The 21,636-nt window shown below is 41.3% G+C and carries 21 protein-coding genes; 3 read left to right on the top strand and 18 right to left on the bottom strand.

Features of this window, described 5'->3' with window-relative positions:
- Positions 1-44 precede the first annotated feature (44 nt).
- From UE46_RS07285 to UE46_RS07205, 17 genes are all read right to left on the bottom strand, one after another.
- Positions 45-452 carry a MarR family winged helix-turn-helix transcriptional regulator gene (locus UE46_RS07285; protein WP_118907507.1) on the bottom strand — a complete coding sequence of 136 codons (408 nt, stop codon included), beginning with the start codon at positions 450-452 and terminating at the stop codon, positions 45-47.
- Positions 453-464: 12 nt separating this feature from the next.
- The gene (locus UE46_RS07280; RefSeq protein WP_036062917.1) at positions 465-1,964 is read right to left on the bottom strand and encodes a lmo1851 family serine protease; all 1,500 of its coding nucleotides are present in this window, start codon (positions 1,962-1,964) and stop codon (positions 465-467) included.
- Positions 1,965-2,141: 177 nt separating this feature from the next.
- Positions 2,142-2,351, bottom strand: a complete 210-nt coding sequence (locus UE46_RS07275) for a heavy-metal-associated domain-containing protein (RefSeq protein ID WP_036062915.1) — start codon at positions 2,349-2,351, stop codon at positions 2,142-2,144.
- Positions 2,352-2,405: 54 nt separating this feature from the next.
- A complete protein-coding gene (gene pnuC / locus UE46_RS07270; RefSeq protein WP_036062913.1) occupies positions 2,406-3,101 on the bottom strand; it encodes a nicotinamide riboside transporter PnuC in 696 nt (231 codons plus the stop codon).
- Positions 3,067-4,341 (bottom strand): multifunctional transcriptional regulator/nicotinamide-nucleotide adenylyltransferase/ribosylnicotinamide kinase NadR, encoded by a 1,275-nt coding sequence (gene nadR, locus UE46_RS07265; RefSeq protein WP_051493059.1) that lies wholly within the window; start codon positions 4,339-4,341, stop codon positions 3,067-3,069. The genes pnuC and nadR overlap by 35 nt, the downstream gene beginning before the upstream one ends.
- A 128-nt stretch (positions 4,342-4,469) precedes the next feature.
- The gene (locus UE46_RS07260) at positions 4,470-6,668 is read right to left on the bottom strand and encodes a heavy metal translocating P-type ATPase (RefSeq protein WP_036062911.1); all 2,199 of its coding nucleotides are present in this window, start codon (positions 6,666-6,668) and stop codon (positions 4,470-4,472) included.
- Positions 6,669-6,692: 24 nt separating this feature from the next.
- Complete coding sequence (locus UE46_RS07255; RefSeq protein WP_036062908.1) at positions 6,693-6,989, bottom strand: metal-sensing transcriptional repressor; 297 nt, start codon at positions 6,987-6,989, stop codon at positions 6,693-6,695.
- A gap of 121 nt (positions 6,990-7,110) precedes the next feature.
- The gene (locus UE46_RS07250) at positions 7,111-11,622 is read right to left on the bottom strand and encodes an immunoglobulin-like domain-containing protein (protein WP_051493058.1); all 4,512 of its coding nucleotides are present in this window, start codon (positions 11,620-11,622) and stop codon (positions 7,111-7,113) included.
- Positions 11,623-11,797: 175 nt separating this feature from the next.
- Positions 11,798-12,619 carry a M15 family metallopeptidase gene (locus UE46_RS07245; RefSeq protein WP_036062905.1) on the bottom strand — a complete coding sequence of 274 codons (822 nt, stop codon included), beginning with the start codon at positions 12,617-12,619 and terminating at the stop codon, positions 11,798-11,800.
- Between the two features lie 51 nt (positions 12,620-12,670).
- Complete coding sequence (deoD, locus tag UE46_RS07240) at positions 12,671-13,372, bottom strand: purine-nucleoside phosphorylase (protein ID WP_036062904.1); 702 nt, start codon at positions 13,370-13,372, stop codon at positions 12,671-12,673.
- A 2-nt stretch (positions 13,373-13,374) separates the two neighbouring features.
- Positions 13,375-13,611, bottom strand: coding sequence for a YozE family protein (locus UE46_RS07235; protein ID WP_036062943.1), 237 nt, complete (start codon positions 13,609-13,611; stop codon positions 13,375-13,377).
- Between the two features lie 22 nt (positions 13,612-13,633).
- A complete protein-coding gene (locus tag UE46_RS07230; RefSeq protein WP_077912598.1) occupies positions 13,634-14,542 on the bottom strand; it encodes a Gfo/Idh/MocA family protein in 909 nt (302 codons plus the stop codon).
- A 96-nt stretch (positions 14,543-14,638) separates the two neighbouring features.
- A complete protein-coding gene (gene msrB / locus UE46_RS07225) occupies positions 14,639-15,082 on the bottom strand; it encodes a peptide-methionine (R)-S-oxide reductase MsrB (protein WP_036062900.1) in 444 nt (147 codons plus the stop codon).
- Between the two features lie 6 nt (positions 15,083-15,088).
- Positions 15,089-15,610 (bottom strand): peptide-methionine (S)-S-oxide reductase MsrA, encoded by a 522-nt coding sequence (msrA, locus tag UE46_RS07220; protein ID WP_036062898.1) that lies wholly within the window; start codon positions 15,608-15,610, stop codon positions 15,089-15,091.
- 18 nt (positions 15,611-15,628) lie between these two features.
- Entirely contained in the window at positions 15,629-16,234 is a 606-nt protein-coding gene (locus tag UE46_RS07215; RefSeq protein ID WP_233231002.1) for a YpmS family protein, read from the bottom strand.
- Positions 16,235-16,249: 15 nt separating this feature from the next.
- On the bottom strand, positions 16,250-17,041 hold the full coding sequence (locus UE46_RS07210) for an SGNH/GDSL hydrolase family protein (RefSeq protein WP_036062894.1): 792 nt from the start codon (positions 17,039-17,041) through the stop codon (positions 16,250-16,252).
- Between the two features lie 16 nt (positions 17,042-17,057).
- Positions 17,058-17,894, bottom strand: a complete 837-nt coding sequence (locus tag UE46_RS07205) for a DegV family protein (protein ID WP_036062892.1) — start codon at positions 17,892-17,894, stop codon at positions 17,058-17,060.
- A 355-nt stretch (positions 17,895-18,249) separates the two neighbouring features.
- On the opposite strand from UE46_RS07205, the gene trhA reads away from it, so the two are divergent.
- Positions 18,250-18,879 carry a PAQR family membrane homeostasis protein TrhA gene (gene trhA / locus UE46_RS07200; RefSeq protein WP_036062889.1) on the top strand — a complete coding sequence of 210 codons (630 nt, stop codon included), beginning with the start codon at positions 18,250-18,252 and terminating at the stop codon, positions 18,877-18,879.
- 51 nt (positions 18,880-18,930) lie between these two features.
- Here trhA and UE46_RS07195 read toward each other — a convergent pair whose 3' ends face one another.
- Positions 18,931-20,019, bottom strand: a complete 1,089-nt coding sequence (locus UE46_RS07195; protein WP_036062886.1) for a low temperature requirement protein A — start codon at positions 20,017-20,019, stop codon at positions 18,931-18,933.
- Positions 20,020-20,179: 160 nt separating this feature from the next.
- On the opposite strand from UE46_RS07195, the gene UE46_RS07190 reads away from it, so the two are divergent.
- A complete protein-coding gene (locus UE46_RS07190; RefSeq protein ID WP_118907505.1) occupies positions 20,180-20,797 on the top strand; it encodes a helix-turn-helix transcriptional regulator in 618 nt (205 codons plus the stop codon).
- Positions 20,798-20,810: 13 nt separating this feature from the next.
- Entirely contained in the window at positions 20,811-21,614 is an 804-nt protein-coding gene (locus tag UE46_RS07185; protein WP_036062884.1) for a pyruvate, water dikinase regulatory protein, read from the top strand.
- Positions 21,615-21,636 lie beyond the last annotated feature (22 nt).

The raw sequence follows: 21,636 nt of genomic DNA, 5'->3' as shown, positions 1-21,636 counted from the left end.
CCCTAACAATTTCTGTCGAGGCTAAACGGGCTCTTTCAGCTTTTCTAGTTATCTGCTAATTTCTTCAGCAATACCTGAAATTGCTCGCGTTCTTCGTCGGTGAACACGGAGAAGCGGCGGACAATCATTGCTTTTTTTTGTTTTTCGATAGATGCTACGAAGGTTATGGCTTCTTCTGTTAGTTTTAACTCGATCATCCGGCGGTCTACTTCTGAGCGGTGGCGGGTGATGAAATTATTTGCTACGAGTGAATCGGTTATAGCGGTAATATGACTCGCAGATACGTTTAATTTTTTTGCTAGATCTGTCGTTCGGCTCACACCACTTGCTATCAGACTCAGAACGCGGAATTCCCCGCCTGTCATTTTACGATCTAAAATGGAGTCTACTTCATGGCGAAAACTGTTGAAAACTCGCTTCACTGATGTTTCGATCTCAAGAAAATTGTCCATGTAAAGCCCTCCTTACTTCAATTGTTCTTTTACTAACTCGATTGCTTTTTGTTGCTGTGGATCGTTCGCTTTTAGTTCTTTTTGAATGGCTGTGATCAAGGCGGTTGTCGTTGCACCAGTCACAATGCCATCTGCTTTTATTTTGCTTGCTGTTTGGAATGCTTTAACGCCAGCTGTTGTGTCTGCATCGAACAGGCCATCTATTTTACCAACGTTATATTTTAGCGCAGAAAGCATCGATTCGATTGTTTTAACGTCATCACCAAAACTGCCTTCTTTATAGGTTTTAGATGCATCAGGAATCGCCATCGTTGCATAAGCTGGCAACGCAACTGCTACGTCTGGTTTAATACCTTTTTCATGAATCCATTCGCCATCTGGTGTTAGCCATTTCGCTACAGTCAGTTTCAAAAGAGATCCATCGCTTAGCGGCGCCGCGGTTTGAACAGTACCTTTACCGAATGATTTCGCACCAACAAGCTTGATACCTGCTGATTCACGGGCTGCTGCTGCCAAAATTTCAGATGCACTTGCGCTCCCCTCATCAATTAGCATCGTCACAGGAACTTTCACTTTGTAACCATTGTGCGCGCTGCTGTCTGCTTTAATGGACTGTTTCGTACCATCTTTCGCTTCTTCTTGCACAATCACTTTACCATCTGGCAAGAACAGGCTTGCGATATCCACTGCTTGATCGAGTAAACCACCTGGATTCCCACGTAGATCAACGACTAAACCTTTCATGCCCTTCTTATCTAATTCTTTAAGCGCTTTTTCAAGTTCGCTATACGTATTTTCAGAGAAAGTAGTAATTTGGACGGTTGCAATTTTATCAGCGCCCATTTCTGAATACACGGTTTCTATCGGAATTTCATCGCGGACAATTTTCACGTCAAATGGTTGATCTGTACCTGGCCGAGAAATCGTAAGTGTCACGCTCGTTCCTTTTTTACCGCGAATCTTCGTTGTGGCGTCCGTAGAAGAAATACCCTTAATCGATTTACCATCCACTTCGACAATCTTATCGTTTGGACGCAAGCCCGCTGCTTCTGCTGGAGAATTCTTGATTGGCGACACCACTGTGATATAGCCATCTTTCTCTTGAATTTCTACACCAATACCAGAAAAACTAGAAGAAATCGTACTATCAAAGTCTTCCGCTTCCTTTTTTGTCATAAAACTAGAATACGGATCGCCAAGAGATGCTACCATCCCTGTAATTGCGCCTTCCATCATCTTATCAGTATTAACGTCTTTGTAATATTTTTTCTGAATTTCATCATAGACATTATAAAGCTTCGTAAATTCCTTCCGATCGGGAATGGAGACTTTTACTTCCTTATCCCCGCCAACAGACATAACAACTGCTGTTACTAATGCCGTTGCAAAAACACAACCTAACAATAGCATCACAAACGGGAAAATTTTCATTTTAATAAAGCCTTTTTGTGGCGTGACTTCTTTTTTGTCCTCACTGTTCGGCTCATTTGAGTTCGTTGGTCCTTCTTCCATTCTTCTGCTCACCGCTTCCTCACTAAACAACCTGCTAGTATTTTTTATTTCTAACTTCTTTTTATTCTATCAGCTTTTGACGAGAAAAGGTAGCTTTAGTTGCTCAAACGACATAGAAAAAACCAAGTAAGGCAAGCGCGGTGAATGGCTTCTTGCTCTTACTTGGCTTCACTAAACTTAAACAACGACTTCATAACCTGCTTCATCCACGGCTTCTGCGATGGCGTCTTGTACCTTTTTACCATCATCATACGTTACTTCTGCTGTTCCAGCGTCTAGTGAAATAACTGCTTTTTCAACACCTTCAACAGACTCAATCGCCTCGCGCACCCGTTTTTCGCAGTGCTCACAGCTCATACCTTCGACTTCCACTACCAATTTGGCCATTTTTATTCACTCCTTCGTTATTCGTCTCTATTTCATTATACCCTACCCAGGTAATCATTGCACGGATAATACTCGCTTTTTCTCCGCCTCGTGCCATTCCAATAATCCATACACCGCATTAAAAAGGTAAATAGCATATTGTGTCGCGATAATCGGATTTTTCGTATAGATATTAAGCGAAATAACAAGGATGTTCATGATAATCCATAAATACCAGTTAAAACTAAATCTGGTAATCATCAGAAATTGAGCTGTTACGCCGAGTGCGAAAATGAAATTATTCAACATCAACTGATAAGGATCGTTGACAACGCCCAGAATACCAGTTAAAAACATATTCACAAATGAAGCACCAACAATAAAAAGGATCGCGATGCCAAAATGACGCTCCGTGAGTTTACGCGGTTCCAACGTTTGATTGACACTCATATGTTTTCTCCACGTCACCAAACCGAAAATATGCGTCACAAAATAATAAATACTCGGTAGCGCCGCGCCAACATTTCGCCCTAAAAAGTTGCCGCTCATTTCTCCAAAAGCCGCCAACATACCGAAAAAGTTCCCACTATTTTTCCCCTTCGCAAGTAAAATAACGCAGATCAAACCACAAACAGCTCCAAAATAGGATAATAGGTAGCGCCACTCAAAGTTCGTGAGCGGATTCGTTGCTAAAAACGCAAGCGTGACAAGTAAAACACAAATATACGGATAAACCTTATTCCGACCAATCTTCATAATGACTGATTTCATTTGAATGCTCCTTTTTATCGTTCAATAGTTGTTCTACCAATTGAATACTCTCAAGATATCGCTCCTCATAATTTCCAGAAGTAATCGCAATATAAGGAATATCATTTTCCGTTAACAAACGCTCCAATAAATCTTGAAAATCTTTCCGTTTTGCCTTACTTCCTAAATGCCGCAATCCATCATTGACCCACGGCGTATTATTTTCGAGCAAAATAACGAGGTCAAAGCGCTGCGTCTCCATCATTGCCTGTACAAAAGGATGTTTTTTCCCCTCATAAGTCATACAAAATGCTTGCGTGGTCACATAATCCGTATCAATAAAAGCTACTTTATTGGCGTATTTCACAGCAAAATCTATATATTGCGCCTGCCCAAGTGATATTTTGTCATAATCGGAAAACTGTAGTGCTTTCTCATTCCCACCTAGATGAGAGAAAACATAATCGCGCCCATACTCCCAAGCACTCGTCGTATTGAATGTGTTTGCCAATTTATTAACAAGCGTCGATTTCCCACTCGATTCACCACCTAGAATTGCCACTTTCCGAACAAAAAATGGCTTGACTTCTGTCGGTATATAATCCCAATAATGAAACGGCTCTTGCCTGATTTGCGTGGCACTGATGTTCATAAAAGAACGTTCTGCATCAATAACGATCGTATCTACACCAAGTAATTCCTGATATTTAATCGCATCTTTCGGCTCACTTGAGTAAATCGCATTAGCTTGAATATGATTATCTGCGAGCAACTTCTTCGCCCGAATCGCCCATTCATCCCAACCATCTGGATAGGGTGGAATCCCATTCTCTGATAAATCATGAATCTTAATATTTTGTTGGTATTTAAAAGTCTGCAACAACCAACGCCAGCGATCCTCCACTGTTGGCTGTTTCGTCATCGAACTCTTTTGAAACAACTCAAAATCGCGTTCTTGATCATGGCAAAGAATGATGTGAAGCTCGTCCACCTGACTTGCCGCCCGCTGAATCAGATAAATATGCCCCGTATGTAGCGGATAAAACTTACCAAAGACGACGCCGATATTTTTCTCTTTCGGTGGATATTCTAAACTTAGTATCTCATGTAACGCTTGTAATTTTTGGGCGCTTGGTTCCTTGATTTTATTATTAACGAGTTGGCTCAAATATCCTTTTGTCACACCAATCCTGTCTGCGGCTTGTTGTAGCGTCATGTGATTTTCTTTCAAAGCCAATTTTAAATATGTATATCGTTGCATCTCCAACCACTCCTTACATCTATTTGTTTATTATATTAAACAAAAATGAACGCAATGTCAATAAAAAGACAGGAAAATCTTAAAAATGAGTCCTTTTAACCTCACTTCCAAGACTCCTGTCCTAGTTTTTATTTTAATTTGATCCGTTTTAAGCGTAGCGCGTTAGCCACAACCGATACGGAGCTACCCGCCATCGCAAGACCCGCTACCCATGGAGCTAATAATCCAAGCGCCGCAATCGGAATTCCAGCACAATTATAAGCCAGTGCCCAGAAAAAGTTTTGTCGAATATTACGCATCGTTGCTCGGCTCAGCTGAATCGTCTGTGGAACGAGCGTTAACTGGTGTCCAACAAGCGTGACATCCCCCGTTTCAATCGCAATATCCGTACCAGTCCCAATACTAATTCCTGTATCGGCCGTTGCAAGCGCTGGTGCATCATTGATTCCATCCCCAACAAAAGCAACAACACGGCCTTGTTTCTGTAATCCAGATACGAGTTCACTCTTATCATTCGGCAACTGTTCCGCGTAAACAGCATCAATCCCGAGCTCTTTTGCAATATTTTCAACCACAACACGCTGATCTCCCGATGCGATCGCCGTTTTGATACCCATGTCCCGAAGTCTCGCGATCGCTTCTTTCGCTTCTTTTCGAGGAGTATCTTGCAAGCTAAACGCTCCTGCAAAGTCGCCATCTATGCTCATCGCCACAATCGTTCTGCCCGCTTCCATCCATACTTTCATCTCATCGTCGGCATCTTTTGGGACCGCCGCAGAAGAACTTATAAAGCGATACGAGCCTAGCGATACTTTCGAGCCGTTTAGCAAACCAACGACACCGTGCCCCGCTTTCGCACGAATCTTTTCAGCCTGAACTGCTGGCACCTCCTCATTTTCCAGATGCGCCAAAACAGCTTTTGCAATCGGATGTTCCGACTGACTTTCCAGCACCACCGCAAAAGCTTTAAAATCAGAATGCCCGTCCAACATGTTTGTCACTTTTAGCTTGCCTTCCGTAAGCGTCCCAGTTTTATCAAAAATCACTGTATCCACTTTAGAAGTACGCTCTAAATGCTCGCCACCCTTAAAAAGAATCCCTGTTTCCGCACCTTTTCCCGTTCCCGACATAATCGCAGTCGGTGTAGCAAGTCCGAGCGCACATGGACAGGCAATCACGAGCACAGCAATCGCAACTTGCAATGCTTGTTCAAATCCGCCGCCCGCAAGCATCCAAATTGCGAAGGTCACGACCGCAATCACAAGCACGATCGGCACAAAAATACCCGAAATCTTATCCGCCAACCGTTGAATCGGGGCCTTCACGCCCTGCGCCTCTTCCACAAGTTGAATAATCGTCGAAAGCACCGTCTCGTCCATCCGTTTCGTTACCTTTGCCTGAAATGCCCCATCAAAATTCACCGTCGAGCCAATCACCGTATCCCCAGCCTTCTTCTCCACAGGAACCGGCTCACCCGAAATCATCGACTCATCAATGCTCGTTTCACCAGAAAGCACCAGCGCGTCAATCGGCACTTTTTCACCTGGTCGAACTAGAATCACATCTCCAATCGCGAGTTCATCGACAGGAACCTTCCACTCTTTGTCCTCACGAATCACGACCGCTTCTTTTGATTGAAGTTTTAATAGTCCCGCAATCGACTGCGTGGTCTTCGATGTCGCATGACTTTCAAGTAATTTCCCAAGTAAAATCAGCGTAATCAAAATGGCACTCGTCTCAAAATAATAATGCGCCACAACATTCGGATTGAGCAGCTGCCTCACATACTCCGCAACACTATAAAAATATGCTGCAGACGTTCCCAGCGCAACGAGCACATCCATATTCGCACTCTTACCACGAAGCGACTTATACGCCCCATCATAAAAGCGCCAACCAATATAAAACTGAATAACCGTCGCCAAAATCAGCTGTATCGTCGGACTAATAATCGCATCCACACCCATCGCAAAAGCCGTATGATGTAAATATGGAATATGCGTCACCATCGTTAATAGTAGCGGTAACGCCAAGATAGCCGACAAAATAAACCGTCGTACTTCCCGCTTAAACTGCTTATCCAAAACGGCATCTTTCTCTTCTTTGGACATTTTTTCTGCGGCATCGTAGCCCGCGTGCTTCACAATATCGATCAATTGTTCCGCGCTTATTTGATCAGGATCATAATAGACCGCTGCACTTTCCGTCACTAAATTAACATTGGCCTTCTCCACTCCAGCCGCCTTATTCAACGACTTCTCTACACGCGTTGAACAAGCCGCACACGTCATGCCAAATACATTCAAATCTTGTCGTTTTGCTTCCATTTTGAAAAATACCCCCTTTACAAATTACGTCTTTGAGAATTGACGAATCACTTTTAGCAAATCATCCATCACTTCGTCTGATTCACCGTTTTGCGCAGCATCCACCACACAATGTTTCGCATGATGTTCTAGCACCTGCAAACCTACTTTCTTAAGCGCTGAATTTGCCGCTGAAATTTGCACTAAAATATCCACACAGTAGCGATCCGCTTCCACCATTTGCTGAATACCACGAACCTGTCCTTCCACGCGCCGTAAACGATTTAAAATCTGTTTCGTATCTTCATCCGAACGAGGTATAATCGGGTTATCATGTGTCATTACCAACCACTCCTTTTTTTAATTATAACCCTATTATACCTACAGGGGGTATAAAAGTCAACTCATTAAAACATAAAACGAGAAACCCCTCAAATGCAGGAGTTTCTCGTTTCCAATTTATCTATTTCTTTCTACGCAAGAATAATGCACCTAGAGCAGCTAATAGTCCACCAATAACAAGTGTATTAGTTTCTGATTCGTCTCCTGTTTTTGGTAAAGCTTTACTTGGTGTTATTTGCGCTACTTGATTTGCCACCGGTTGAATTGTTTTACCTGGTTTGGATACAACTGGTGTACTTGTAGCAACTGGCACTACAGGTTTTGCTGGCTTAACTGGTTCCACTGGTACAACTGGAACGATTGGCTGTGCACCGACAAGAACAGTAATCGTGTATTGTGTTTCATTACCATCTGAATCGACGACACTGTAAGTCACATGATAAATCCCAGCTTGATTTGGATTCACATCATTTGAAATAATTGTAATGCTCCCTGTGATGTCTCCGTCTTCTAAGTCAGACGCGGTAACCCCTGCCATCGGATCAAATGCTTGCCCGTATGTCAGCGTTTGGTCACTTGCATGGATAACAGGTTTTTCGTTTGTTAGAACCGTTACCGTGTAAGTTTCTTCTGTTGTGTTTCCATCGCTATCGGTAACGCTATATGTCACATGATAAACACCTGCTATTTCTGGATTCACATCATTCGATACGACTGTAATATTGCTTGTAATATCGCCATCTTCCGCATCATTCGCACTAATACCCGCTAATGGATCAAAAGTACGGCCAGCTTTAAACTGACTATCTTGTCCTGTGATAACTGGTTTTTCATTACTTAAAATTGTCACAGTAATTGTTTTTTCTGTTACATTGCCATCCGAGTCAATAACACTGTACGTAACATGATATTCTCCAGGTACGTCTATGTTTACGTCATCTGCAACAACTTTGATACTGCCTGTGATATCTCCATCTTCTAAATCAGATGCCGTTACATTTGCCATCCGATCGATTGGACGATGCGCTTTACGCGTTATATCGTTAGCATCGATAACTGGTTTTTCATTCGTCAACACAGTCACAATAATAGTTTTTGTGGTGGTATTATCATCAGAATCTGTAACGCTATAGGTGACATGATACGTACCGGCTTTCGTTGCATCAACATCATCAGCTATAATTTTTATCTCATTTGTGATATCACCATCTTCTGTATCACTTGCGGTAATTCCGGCTTTCACATCAAATACAGCACCTGCTTTAAACGTGAGATCATTTGCATGAATGACTGGCGCATCATTCGTACGAACATAAACGTGACGGGTGATCTTGGTTGTATTATTATCACTGTCCGTTACGCTGTACACGACTGTATACATTCCAGCCTTCGACATATCAACATCATTACTGTCCACTTTAATTTTGCTAGTTAAGTTACCATCTTCCGTATCATTCGCAGTAATTCCGTCCATTGGATTGAATACATCTCCAATTTTTAGATAGATATCACTTGTTGTTAGAATTGGTGCGTCATCAGTCAAAACTGTCACTGTGATTGTTTTCGTTGTTGTATTACCATCAGAATCTGTCGCTCTATAGGTGACATGATATACGCCAGCTTTCGCGATATTCACATCATTTGCGACGATTTCTAGTTTATTCGTAATGTTACCATCTTCTGTATCTGTAACAACAACCGCTTCTTTAACATTGAACGGTTTGTTCACACGCATTGTAATATCTGACGCCTGGATAACTGGTGCATCATTGCTCGTTACTGTTACTGTAATCGTTTTTGTGGTTGTATTTTTATCGCTATCCGTCACGCTATACGTGATATGATATGTGCCTACTCGATTCATGTCTACATCAGTAGCCGTAATACTAACCTTAATGGAAATATCACCATCTTCTGTGTCCGTTGCGGTTACACCAGCATAAGGATCAAAGCTCATACCTTTTTTCATCGTTTTATCTGTTGCATGAATAACCGGAGCATCATTGCTTGTTACTGTAACCGTGATTGTCTTAGTAGTCGTGTTATTATCACTGTCCGTCACACTATATGTTACATGATACGTACCAACCTTCGACGTGTCCACATCATTTGCTGTCACCTTAATCTGGTTAGTAAGATCACCATCTTCCAAGTCAAATGCGCTCATACTTGTTAATGGGTTAAACGCCGTACCCTTTTTAAGCGTCTTGTCAACCCCTGTAATAGAAGGCGCTGCATTACTTGTTACTGTAACTGTGATCGTTTTTGTCGTTGTATTGTTATCACTGTCGGTTACGCTGTAAGTTACATGATATGTGCCTACTTTAGTAATATCGACGTCGCTGGCCGTGATTTGAATTTTGCTCGTTACGTCACCATCTTCTGTATCATTTGCCGTCACCCCAGCCATTGGATTAAATGTCAAATCCTTTTTCACTGTTTTATCCGTAGCTGTAATAACTGGCGCATCATTACTTGTTACTGTAACCGTGATTGTCTTAGTAGTCGTATTCTTATCACTGTCCGTCACACTATACGTTACATGATAGGTACCAACTTTGGATGTATCTACATCATTCGCTGTTACCTTTATACTGCTGGTTACATTACCATCTTCCGTGTCATTTGCAGTAGCCCCTGCTAAAGGCGTAAATACAGTGCCTTTTTTGATGGTTTTGTCTGTCGCTACAATAATTGGCGCATCGTTACTTGTTACTGTGACTGTAATCGTTTTTGTGGTGGTATTATTATCCGAATCCGTCACACTGTATGTTACATGATACGTGCCTACCTTGGATGTATCTACGTCATTCGCCGTTACCTTAATGCTATTAGTCACATCGCCATCCTCTACATCACTAGCTGTTACACTAGCCAGCGGGCTAAATGTGCCACCTTTTTTGAGTGTCTTATCGCTTGCAGTTATTGTCGGTGCATCGTTACTTGTTACAGTGACAGTAATTGTTTTTGTAGTAGTGTTGTTATCTGAATCGGTTACGCTGTATGTCACATGATACGTACCCACTTTGGATGTATCTACATCATTCTCTGTTACTTTCACTTTACTTGTTACATTACCATCTTCTGTATCAGTCCCACTTACACCTGCCAGCGGATCGAATATTATACCTTTTTTCACAGATTTATCTACTGCATTAATAATTGGTGCATCATTACTTGTTACTGTTACTGTAATTGTTTTCGTTGTTGTATTATCGTCACTATCTGTCACGCTATATGTCACGTGATACGTCCCGATCTTCGATGTGTCTACATCATTTGCCGTAATCTTAACATTATTCGTCAAATTACCATCTTCTACATCTTCCGCACTAACGCCAGCCATAGAATCAAATGTCATACCTTTTTTCAGACTACTATCACTAGCCGTAATGACTGGTTTTTCACCTGGAATTCGAAGGACAATAGATCCAGCTGCTGTATATTTTACGCCATTCACTTTACCTGTAGCAGAAATTTCTAACTTTGTGCCTTTTGGACTAGCATCTGGTCGGACTTTCACATCATATGTTAGTGTGAACGTGTTTGATGGATCAGCAAATGGTAATTGTACTTCATTATTTAATAGCTGCTCTTTCGTCACCGTATAAATCTGGCCATCATTCCGTTTCAACTCTATATTGGACACAGTATCTGCATCAAATAATGGATCGAGTTTCACACCATATTGTAAATTAAAAGGAGATGCATCGTTTGTTTCATTTGAAATAGTAGTGGCTACGCTAACCATCTCAGATGGCTCTGCTTTTCCATTATTGTTTCCGTTTTTATCACTTATTTCCATCTTCATTTTTGGGGAAATACCGTTCACTTGAAGTTCTGTAATCTCCACTTGTTGCAATGTTTTATATGTTCCAGTGGAACCTGTAAATCCAAAAATAACCTCTGTTCCACCAAAAGTGGCTTGCAAGTCATTGACAACATAACTTCCAGTATATGCGCCATATGCATAGCTTAATGTTTTCGTTTTCGCATCCCAATCAAAGCTAATAGGATGATATTGTCCATCAGCAAAAATTTCATCTGTCCCTAATCGGCTCACCGCTTCATGAACAGGTCTAGCTGCTGTTGGTACAGTAATCGCAATATGGTTAGCCTTGCCTAACCCGTAATCAAAAGTATCTGCATTATCATAGCTATCGACTTCTATTGCCAATGCATTTTTAATGTAATTTTGTCCATAGACGCCCAGTCCGCCGCCGTCTTGACCTAAAGCATTTTTACCACGACTATCATTCTGCATGACAAAAGCAATACCATCTGCACTTTGTGGGCTATTCCCCATATAGAGGTCAGCAGCTAAATGAAAGTTTTTCGTTAAATCTACTTTATTTTCTTCGCTTGACCATAAACCACCTTTTTGCCAAGAAGCATCTGGTGTGATTGTAACGGTGTTTTTATCAACGAATGAATTAGCTCCTGGAACCACCGAAAAATAGTCTGTCACATCAGAAAAGGATCCTTCATTATCGCTCTGACTAGCTTTTAGTTTATTTTCTGCTTTCATTGAATAATTCTGCGGGTTTTCTGCTGCCGTCACGTACGTTTGTAAGGGTAAGCTCACACACATAACCAAAGCAGCTGTTGCAACACCCATTTTTTTAATTACCATTTTTTAATTTCCTCCTAAAGTATCTTTCATTTAAGACCACTTTAACAGCCTACCATCTTATACAATAATAAAAAATACAGTACTTCCGATTTTGAGAGTTTATTTATGACTTTTTCGACATATTTAAAAATAAACCACAAAAAAGAACCCCCACATCACGTGAGAGCTCCCTATCTTATTTCGCCGTTCCACCATCAATTTTCTTTTGCAAAGCCTGCACATGCTGGAAAAATTCCTCAAGCGTCCAATCATTTTCATAAATAATCGTCGCTGCATCCTTGCCAACATAGCGATAATGCCAAGATTCATATTGATATTGCGTCACAGCTTCTTTGCCTTTCATGTATCGCAAAATAAAGCCATAATTATGGGCATTCTTTTGTAACCATTGCCCTTCAGGGGTATCGCCAAAAGCTTCCGTTAAATTTAAATCAGCTGACAGTGATGATATATCCATCGCAAGTCCTGTTTGGTGTTCACTTGTTCCAGGAACAGCAACCGCTTCTTTCGCTTTTGCCTCACCCTTCGCTGCAACCTCCGCACCAAAAACCTCTTGTTGACGTTTATAAGAACGATATCCCGAGACAGCATGTAACGCAAGCCCATCCTGTTTCGCAGCTGTAAACATGGCACCTAATTGTGAAGCCGCTTCTTCACGCATGTGTGCTTTTTCAAGCGACTCATCACCGAATGAAAAAGAAACATTTGGCACGACTAAGTCTGGTGGCACATACGTTGATTGAAGAGAGTACTCTTTATTCGCCAACACCAATATGTTCTCTGGATTCGTGATGTACTCCACACCATTTTTCTCCACCAGCTTATTTTGCATCGCGATATACGGATACAGTGGATCTTTTTGATAATCTTTACTTGCCGTCGTCCCACTATTTTCCGTCGTCGTTTGCGCCTGATCAATATTTCCAGCAAGATAATCAGCCGACGTATGAAAACCAGCTAAACTCAGCGCTATCATGAATGAAATAAAATGCATCATCTTGTTTTGTAACCTTCCTTCGTTAGATTCTCCCCCGTATTTAGCATATCCCTACTTTAACGTGGATTCTAACGCAACAACAATCATGTCATTAAATGTCGTTTGTCGCTCTTCGGATGTCGTTTCTTCGCCTGTAAAAATATGATCACTTACTGTCAAAATAGCCAGCGCTTTACGTCCAAATTTCTGCGCAATCGTGTATAAAGCCGCTGCTTCCATCTCGATTCCAAGCACGCCATGATCCGCTAATTGTTGCTTATCCAGCTGCTCATTATAAAAACGGTCCGCCGAAAAAACATTCCCCACACGCATTGCAAGGCCTTTTTCAATACCGGCATCGTACGCGTTTTTCAACAATTCAAAATCAGCCACCGGTGCAAAATCAACACCAGCAAACGTATTGCGGTTTATCTGTGAATCCGTCGAAGCCGCTTGTGCAATAACCACATCGCGAACCTTCACGTCTTTTTGAATCGCACCCATCGTACCAACGCGAATCAAATTTTTCACATCATAGCTTTGAATCAGCTCGTTTACATAAATCGAAATCGACGGAATCCCCATACCAGTCCCCATCACCGATACTCGTTTGCCTTTATACGTTCCAGTGTAACCAAACATGTTACGAACCTGATTAAAACAAATAACATCCTCTAAAAAAGTGTCCGCAATGTACTTCGCGCGTAACGGATCCCCTGGTAAAAGAATCGTTTCTGCAATCTCGCCTTGTTTTGCCTCAATATGAATACTCATTATTAACGCCTCCCATTTTTTTCTTCATCCAAAATATATTGACTCCATACATCATCAAACAATGTCATACTCGGAATATACGAAGCATTTAGCTCCAGATACTCGCACAACTCATAATAATCAGTAGACTGTTTAGGAAAACTATGATCTTTAAAAGCATCATTCGCAAATTTTGTCGCCGCATCACGCTTAATCGTATCGCGGTATGTCATTAAATAGTGATAAAACGATCTTGCCAAGTTGTCCATTCCTCTCTTCTTTTCAGCCCTCTACATGTTGCAAAATTTCTTCGCAAATCCGGTGTGTTTCCAATGCTGAGTGTTTCGAAACCGGTTCTTTTTTTCCATGTCGAACAGCATCAATAAACGCCATAATAATACTCTCAAAACCGCGCTTATAAAGCGTTGTCTCCCAATCACCGAAACGAGCAATGTTGTGACCCGTTCCCTCATATACATGAAGTTCCGTCACATGCTCGACTTCCAATTTCGCCTCAGAAGTAAACACCGTTAAGCGTTCCTCACTTGTCCCACTATCGCGGTTCATAATCGCCGTTGCAGTCTTCCCATTCGCAACAAATTGAACCGTAATCGCCGAAAGTAGCTTCCCATCCATCGTTGGCACAACATGCATTTGTTCCACGGGAGCATCCAGTAGATAAAGAACCGTATCCACAACATGAATGAAATCATCAAATATAAACGTCCGCGCTTCACTTGCTTGCGCCTTCCGATGTTTTTGCATCAAGATCATATTAATATCGACCGATTTTTGCGCAATTTCCGCATAACGAGGAGCAAACCGCCGATTAAAACCGACCATCAATAACGTATCTTTCGCCTCAGCGAGATCTATTAATTCCTTCGTCACTTCATAATTATCCGCGACCGGTTTATCCACATAAACAGGTATTCCTGCTTCCAAAAACGCGCGTACAATTTCTGGATGGCTCGCCGTTGACGTATGTACAAAAGCCGCATCAACCCGCGCACGAATCATCGAATCAATCGAACCATGCGTATTATGAAACCGATATTTCTCACTAATCGCCTTCAATTTCTGCGAATCCCTCGTAAACAGATGCACTTCCACGTTATCTAAATGCGCGAACACTGGCAAATAAGCTTTCTGAGCAATCCCACCTAAACCAAGCACAGCAATTTTAAGCACCGTCATTCCTCCTCTAAAATCACAAACTAGAACTTTTACCGATTCTAATTCTATCATAAACCAGTAAGGGTCATCAAACATTGTTCGTATACTATCCTATTTTCCTTCAAAAAACGGCAAATACTCGCCGAAACCTTCTTTTTCAAGCGCTTCTTTCGGAATAAACAGAAGCGCTGCAGAATTGATGCAATAACGCATCCCACCAGTTTCACGCGGGCCATCTGGAAAAATATGTCCTAAATGTGAATCCGCCTCGGCTGATCTTACTTCCGTTCGAATCATACCATGCGACAAATCGCGTTTTTCCAATACTTCAAGCGTATCGATTGGCTTCGTAAAACTCGGCCAACCACATCCCGCATCATACTGATCAAGCGATGAAAAAAGCGGTTTACGCGAAACAATATCCACATAAATACCAGGCTGATTATTATCCCAGAATTCATTTTCAAATGGGCGTTCCGTTCCTTTTTCCTGCGTCACTTTATATTGTAAATCATCTAATTCCTTCAAACGTTTTTCTTTATCTTCTTTATTCACAGTACATCATCCCTTCCAATTCGAATCGATAAACGGATCTCTTCCCGAATGACTGCGATAGTTTTTATAATGGTTCGGATCTTTTTTGTAAAAATCTTGATGATACTCTTCCGCTACATAAAACGGCGCTGCTTTCTCAATTTCCGTCACAATCGGACGCTTAAAACGACCGCTAGCATCCAAATCCGCTTTCGATTTTTCAGCGATAACGCGTTGCTCTTCTGATGTATAAAAAATGACAGGGCGATATGATGAACCACGATCTACAAATTGACCACCAGCATCCGTCGGGTCCGTTTGTTGCCAATAAACTTCCACTAATTTCTCGTATGGAAAAACAGCTGGATCAAACGTAATTTCAACAGCCTCTGTGTGCCCGGTTGTCTCACTACATACTTCTTTATATGTCGGATTTACCGTGTGACCTCCAGTATAACCTGCCACAACACTCTCAATACCAGGTTGCGTATCAAACGGCTTGATCATACACCAAAAACAGCCACCCGCAAAAATTGCTTTTTCACTCATACTTTTAGCCTCCCAATCTTATTCTGTCGGTACTAACAGTGTAAACGAAATATCGTCTTTCTTCAAATCAAGCGCATCAACACGTACTTTCATACCACCTTTAAGCTTCAATTTGTTCATGTCTAAATAAATTTTCTCCTGCTTCGGCGAAATCGTCACCCAATTCGGCAACTCGAACTGGCTTTTCACATACTTCATCACATAAGAAACCGGAAGTGGCAACGCACCAACCCTCATATCCACTTGCTGCAATACTACGACACCGTCTTTTCGCAGTGTCGGTGAGAAATTAATACTAATATCAACCGGCTGCCCTAGAAATTCTGCTTCTGCTTTAAAAACAACATCATCCGCTAAATACACATCATAGGCGATATCCGCATCCTGATCTTCCTGAAATTCCTGCAAATAATGCGCGATCAATTTATTCAAGTCCGCCTTGTTTGTTTGCGTTGGAAACTCCACCATATCCTTCGTGCTAACTAATCTGCCCGCGTCTTCTGGAACGTTCGGTGAAAACCAGAAAATCGACATATAAATCCAGGCAAAGCTAGCTATCACAATCGCGATAAAACCTAAAAACGCCCATTTCCAGTAGTTTGTTTGCTTATCTTTTGACCTCAACAGCCGTCACCTTCTCTATTTTATATTTCCATTATGAATTGCTGTCACTATTTTTTGATATAAAGCATCCGCCATTTTCGTGTAACCACTGTGGTTTGGATGGAAAAGATCCCCCGACAAATTCGGATTTGCTTTTCCCTCACGCGTGGATGAACGTTCTTCCAACTGCTTGTTCACCGAAATAAAATATGTGTCATCCATTTTTGCAAGTATCTCTTTTGTTGAAGTATTCCACTCCGAAATAATCTCATCAAAGACTTTCATTTCGCTAAAATAAGTCGTATAAGGGTTATAAATACCGAATACATAAATAGGTGCCTTCGGATTCAGCGTGCGAATCTCCGCCAACAACTGTTTCAAATTGGTTTCAAAGGTTTTATTCGCCGTCGTGAAATCTTCCTTCTTTGCATCCAGTAGCTTCGCACGAACGATTTTCATGACATCATTACCACCGATTGTAATCGAAATTGCGTTCGCTTTTTTCACATCTTTTTGAAAATCAGGCTGGGTATCTAAACGCTTCATCAACTGATCAATCCGATTACCACCAACGCCATAATTTTCCGTCGTTACACTTTTGACATCCTCCCGTTTCGCAAGCTTCGTTTCAATGATGCCCACGTAACCACCATTTTTATCCTCATCACCAGAGCCTTCCGTCAGCGAATCACCCATTGCCACCAGTTGGACCGCAACACGCGCTTCTTCCCGCTTTTTCTCCTGCTCTTTCTGGATAAAATAAAAGGTAAGAATGGCCGCGAGGATAATGATAGCGATCCCCGCGAGCCAGAATTTTTTCTTATTCAACTGTCTTCACCTAACCTTATTCTGTATAATAAATCACCGCAAAAGCACCGTTACCAGCGTGCGTTGAAATGACTGAATCTGCATTTAACAACAATACTTCTGGTAAATGGAAAATTTCTTTTGCTTGTTCTCTGATTTCTTCGGCCATCTTCAAACCATTCGCATGTACCACATTCAACTCTTTAACCTTATTCGTTTCTGCTTTTAAAACATCAACCAAGTAAGCCATCGTTTTTTTACTGCTACGAATCTTAGCTTCTTCTACTAAAGCTCCATCCGTTAATTTCGCGATTAATTTAATATTTAAAAGACTACCAATGATCCCTTGCATTTTGCCGACACGTCCACCTTTAATAAGGTTTTCAAGCGTAACGACACAAATGTAGAGCTTTGTTTTCGCGCGAATCTTGGATATCTTCGTCAAAATTTCATCCACCGACGCTGTTCCTGCTTGCGCCATTTTCGCTGCTTCAACCACTTGGAAAGCAAGTCCACGCGCGATATAATCCGAGTCAATGACCGTTACTTTTCCATCCACCATATCTGCTGCTTGTTGGGCCGTTAAAACAGTACCGCTTAACTTCTCTGTCAAATGAATCGCCAGAACTTCGCTGCCATCCGCCGTTAATTCCTCAAATAAAGCTACAATATTGCCAATCGCAGGTTGTGATGATTTTGGAAGTTGTTTAGAAGCTGCCATTTTTGCCATAAAATCTGCTGGCTCAATGTCTGTTGCATCGTATGTTTGTCCGTCAATTTCAACGGTTAATGGTAAAATATGAATGTCATATTTCGCTACTTCTTCTGGCGTTAATCCCGCAGTTGAATCCGTTACAATTTTGATTTTTGTCATTATTTCCACATCCAATTCTATTTTTAGTACATCGACAAATGCTTGATTAATAGGTAAATCGGAGCATCTGCTACTCCTCATTTCTATATTTCGGCGTCGTAGTTCCTTCAATTACTCAACATGTTCCCACCGATGCACTGTGTACCTTTTCTCCATTATAACAAGAAAAAGTTAATAGTACTATTCTAATACATAAATATCAGGCGTAGGTTGTACCTAGAAACCCCATGTTCTCAGTATTCTTTACCTTATCTTAAACTTTGCGCGCCTCAAACCCCTTCCAATTTTCAGCAAAAGAGCGTATGATAGAAAAATGAAGGAAATTTAATTTTTCAGAAAAGTTTGGTGATAAAAAATGAATGAGACGTACAATTGGAAAGAAGAAATTGCAAATGCCGTCACACACGGAATCGGTTTTTTACTTAGTATCCCAGCACTCGTGATGCTCATTGTTTTTGCGGTACAACGAGATAATCCGATTTATTTAATTAGTTTTTTGATCTACGGTATTTCATTAGTGTTGCTCTATTTTTGCTCCACGATGTTGCACAGTTTTAAACCAGGAAAGGCAAAGCAATTATTTAACATCTTAGATCATGTCGCCATCTATGTGCTGATTGCAGGATCATACACACCACTCGTTCTCATCACACTACAAGGCTCGCTCGGCTGGACACTGTTCGGCATCATTTGGGGATTAGCAGCAGCGGGAATCGTCTACAAATGCTTCCTACTCGGAAAATGGCAGCTGATTTCGACGTTATTCTACTTATTGATGGGCTGGCTCGTTATGATCGCGATTAAGCCACTTTACCTAACACTCGAACCTGTTGGATTCTGGTTGCTCGTAACTGGCGGCATCATGTTTACCGTTGGCGCCGTGTTCTATAGCATTCCAAAAGTTCCTTACATGCACGCGATCTGGCATCTATTCGTCATCGCAGGAACCGGTTTTATGTACTTCTGTGTTTTGTTTTACGTATAATTTTAAAAAGGCATCCTAACACACGCTGGGGTGCCTTTTTTGTTAGCTCATTTATTTCGAGGTTACTGTTCCAAAAACGAGGAAAAACAGACATAACGTAAGCAATACGAATACTGGAGATAAGATAATAAACCAAGCCACTAAAAATAGGACAATTAATAACCCCAAAAAGAAGGCTAAATGTACCCAAGCAAGGCGTTCCCCAATAACCCTGTACAGATGAAACGTCGCGGAAAATGCCAGTACATACACCAAAACAGAACTAAACAAAAAGAATAGAACAAAATGATAAGACACATCCGGTAAAACAAGCATTTTAATCCCAGCTGCCATTGTCGAAAGTGACAAAAAGATAAATAAATGGCCATAAATAATGAGTTGTCCTGCTGTTTGGAGTTCTTTGTCTAATTTTTTCTCTAAGTTGTCAAAGTATTGCCACCAAATAAGTAACACGAGGACAATGGCACACGCCGCGTAAAAAATCAGGCTGAGATCCATTACTTCTGTTGATAATACAGAAATAACAGACACGATCGATTCGCCCAGCAAAATAATCGTAAATAAGCCAAAGCGTTCCAATAAATGCTCCGTATTAATCGGTACTTGTCGCAATTTCTTTCTCCCAATTAAAGGAACAATAATATCAAGTGCAATACCAAGGTAAAGCACAATATAGCGCCATTCTGAATCTAAAAATAGCGATAAAGAAGAAACGATGATACCAATCCAAAAATATTTACCAAGAAAAAGTGCCGGACCTCTGCGTTCTGCGCTTTCTTTTTTCGCCGCAAAAAGATATTGAAGCGCCGTAATGATCCGCAATCCTATATATCCTATAAAAAAGGTGAGATATGTTTCATCAAAATTAAGATTAAAGCTCGCTATCATAAGCAATACGAACATAATTTCCAATCCTATTAACAATCTCTGCGGCAACAAATCATTGCCATAGCGGTTGATGAATAACGTCTGTCCCGTCCATGCCCACCAAAGCGGTATAAACATCAAAACAAATTTCCAAAAGACATCGATTTCAATGGCACCATCTTCTATATGCAGTAAAACGTGTGTCACAGAAGAAATCGCCCCAACAAACAATAAATCAAAAAATAGCTCTAACCAGGTTACTTTCTTTGCCATAAAAACCCTCTTCCCCACTTTATTCCACTAGTATAACGAAGAACCGTATCATAATCAATGGAAAATCCACGTATCTTTTTATATAGTGTGACACATTAATCATTTGCATTTAAATATGTCATACTATATAATAAACAGCGTAACCTATATATGAAATGAGGTGAGCCAAATAAAACTCTCAGCACGACAACTCGAAATCATCAAATTTGTGAAAAAAAACGAGCCCGCAACTGGTGATCAAATTGCGCGTTCTCTTGATTTAACACGTGCTACGATCCGCGCCGATCTCTCCATCTTGACCATGACTGGTATTTTAGACGCACGTCCGAAAGTGGGTTATTTTTATTCAGGACTCGAGCTTAATCCTACTATTTACGAAGATATGCGCCAGCTTAAAGTCGATGCCATTATGACGACACCTGTACTTGTAACGAAGGAAACCTCTATCCACGATGCGATTGTCACCTTATTTTTAGAGGATACTGGTAGCTTATATGTTATCGAAGCAACCGAGCTGATCGGTATTGTCTCTCGCAAAGACTTGCTAAAAGGCGCGCTTGCCGACACCGACAAAAAAGCTACACCTATCGCAACAATTATGACACGCATGCCGAATATTTTAACCGTCACACCGACAGATACGATCCTCTTTGCCGCACAACAGCTCGTGATTCATCAAATCGACTCTCTGCCGGTTGTTGACGACAAAAAAGCAATCGGCAAAGTTTCCAAAACACGATTGGCACAACTTTTCGTAGATACGTTTAAAAATGAATAAATCGGAGGTAAAAATGAATTCTACTGTCATCATTTACGTTATTTCAGACGCTATCGGGGAAACCGCACAACATCTCATCCGCGCTTCTACCGCACAATTCACACTTGCGGGCGGTGCTGATATTCGCCGTCATCCCTTCGTTCGCGATAAAGAATCCCTTCTTGAAATTTTAGAAGAGGCAAAAAAAGCGAACGCCATCATTGTTCAAACACTCGTTCAAAAAAAATTGGCCTCGATCTCAAACGATTACTGCCTTCAAAATGGCTTACCGTGCATCGACCTCGTGTCTAATTTAACCGAAGCAATCGAGCAAAAAACAGGACAACAATCCAAAGAAGACCCCGGAAACATGCGCCGTCTTGATCAACATTACTTCGACCGAATTGCCGCTATAGAATTCGCCGTCAAGTACGATGATTGCAAAGATCCACGCGGTTTACTCGAAGCCGATATCGTTCTCATCGGTATTTCGCGTACAAGTAAAACGCCGCTTAGCAGCTATCTCGCAAATCAAAATTACAAAGTGGCCAACGTTCCGCTTGTTCCAGAGATCCCAATTCCAGCAGAACTGACCCAAATCCCAAGAAATCGTATTATCGGCTTAACAAATAGCCCAGAAAAATTATCAGCCATCCGCAAAGTTCGCCTAAAATCCATTGGTTTAGATGAATCCAGCAGTTATTCCAGCGAAAATCGTATTTTAGAAGAACTTGATTACGGTTATCGCATTTTCAAACAGCTTGGGTGCCGCGTGATTCAAGTGGAAGATAAAGCGATTGAAGAAACAGCTGCCCTCATCATTGAAAAAGTAAAATAATAGCTTAATTTATGGTGAAAGC

Source organism: Listeria weihenstephanensis, assembly GCF_003534205.1.
GTDB classification, from domain to species: Bacteria; Bacillota; Bacilli; order Lactobacillales; family Listeriaceae; genus Listeria_A; species Listeria_A weihenstephanensis.
This window is presented reverse-complemented; position numbering and strand designations above follow the sequence as displayed.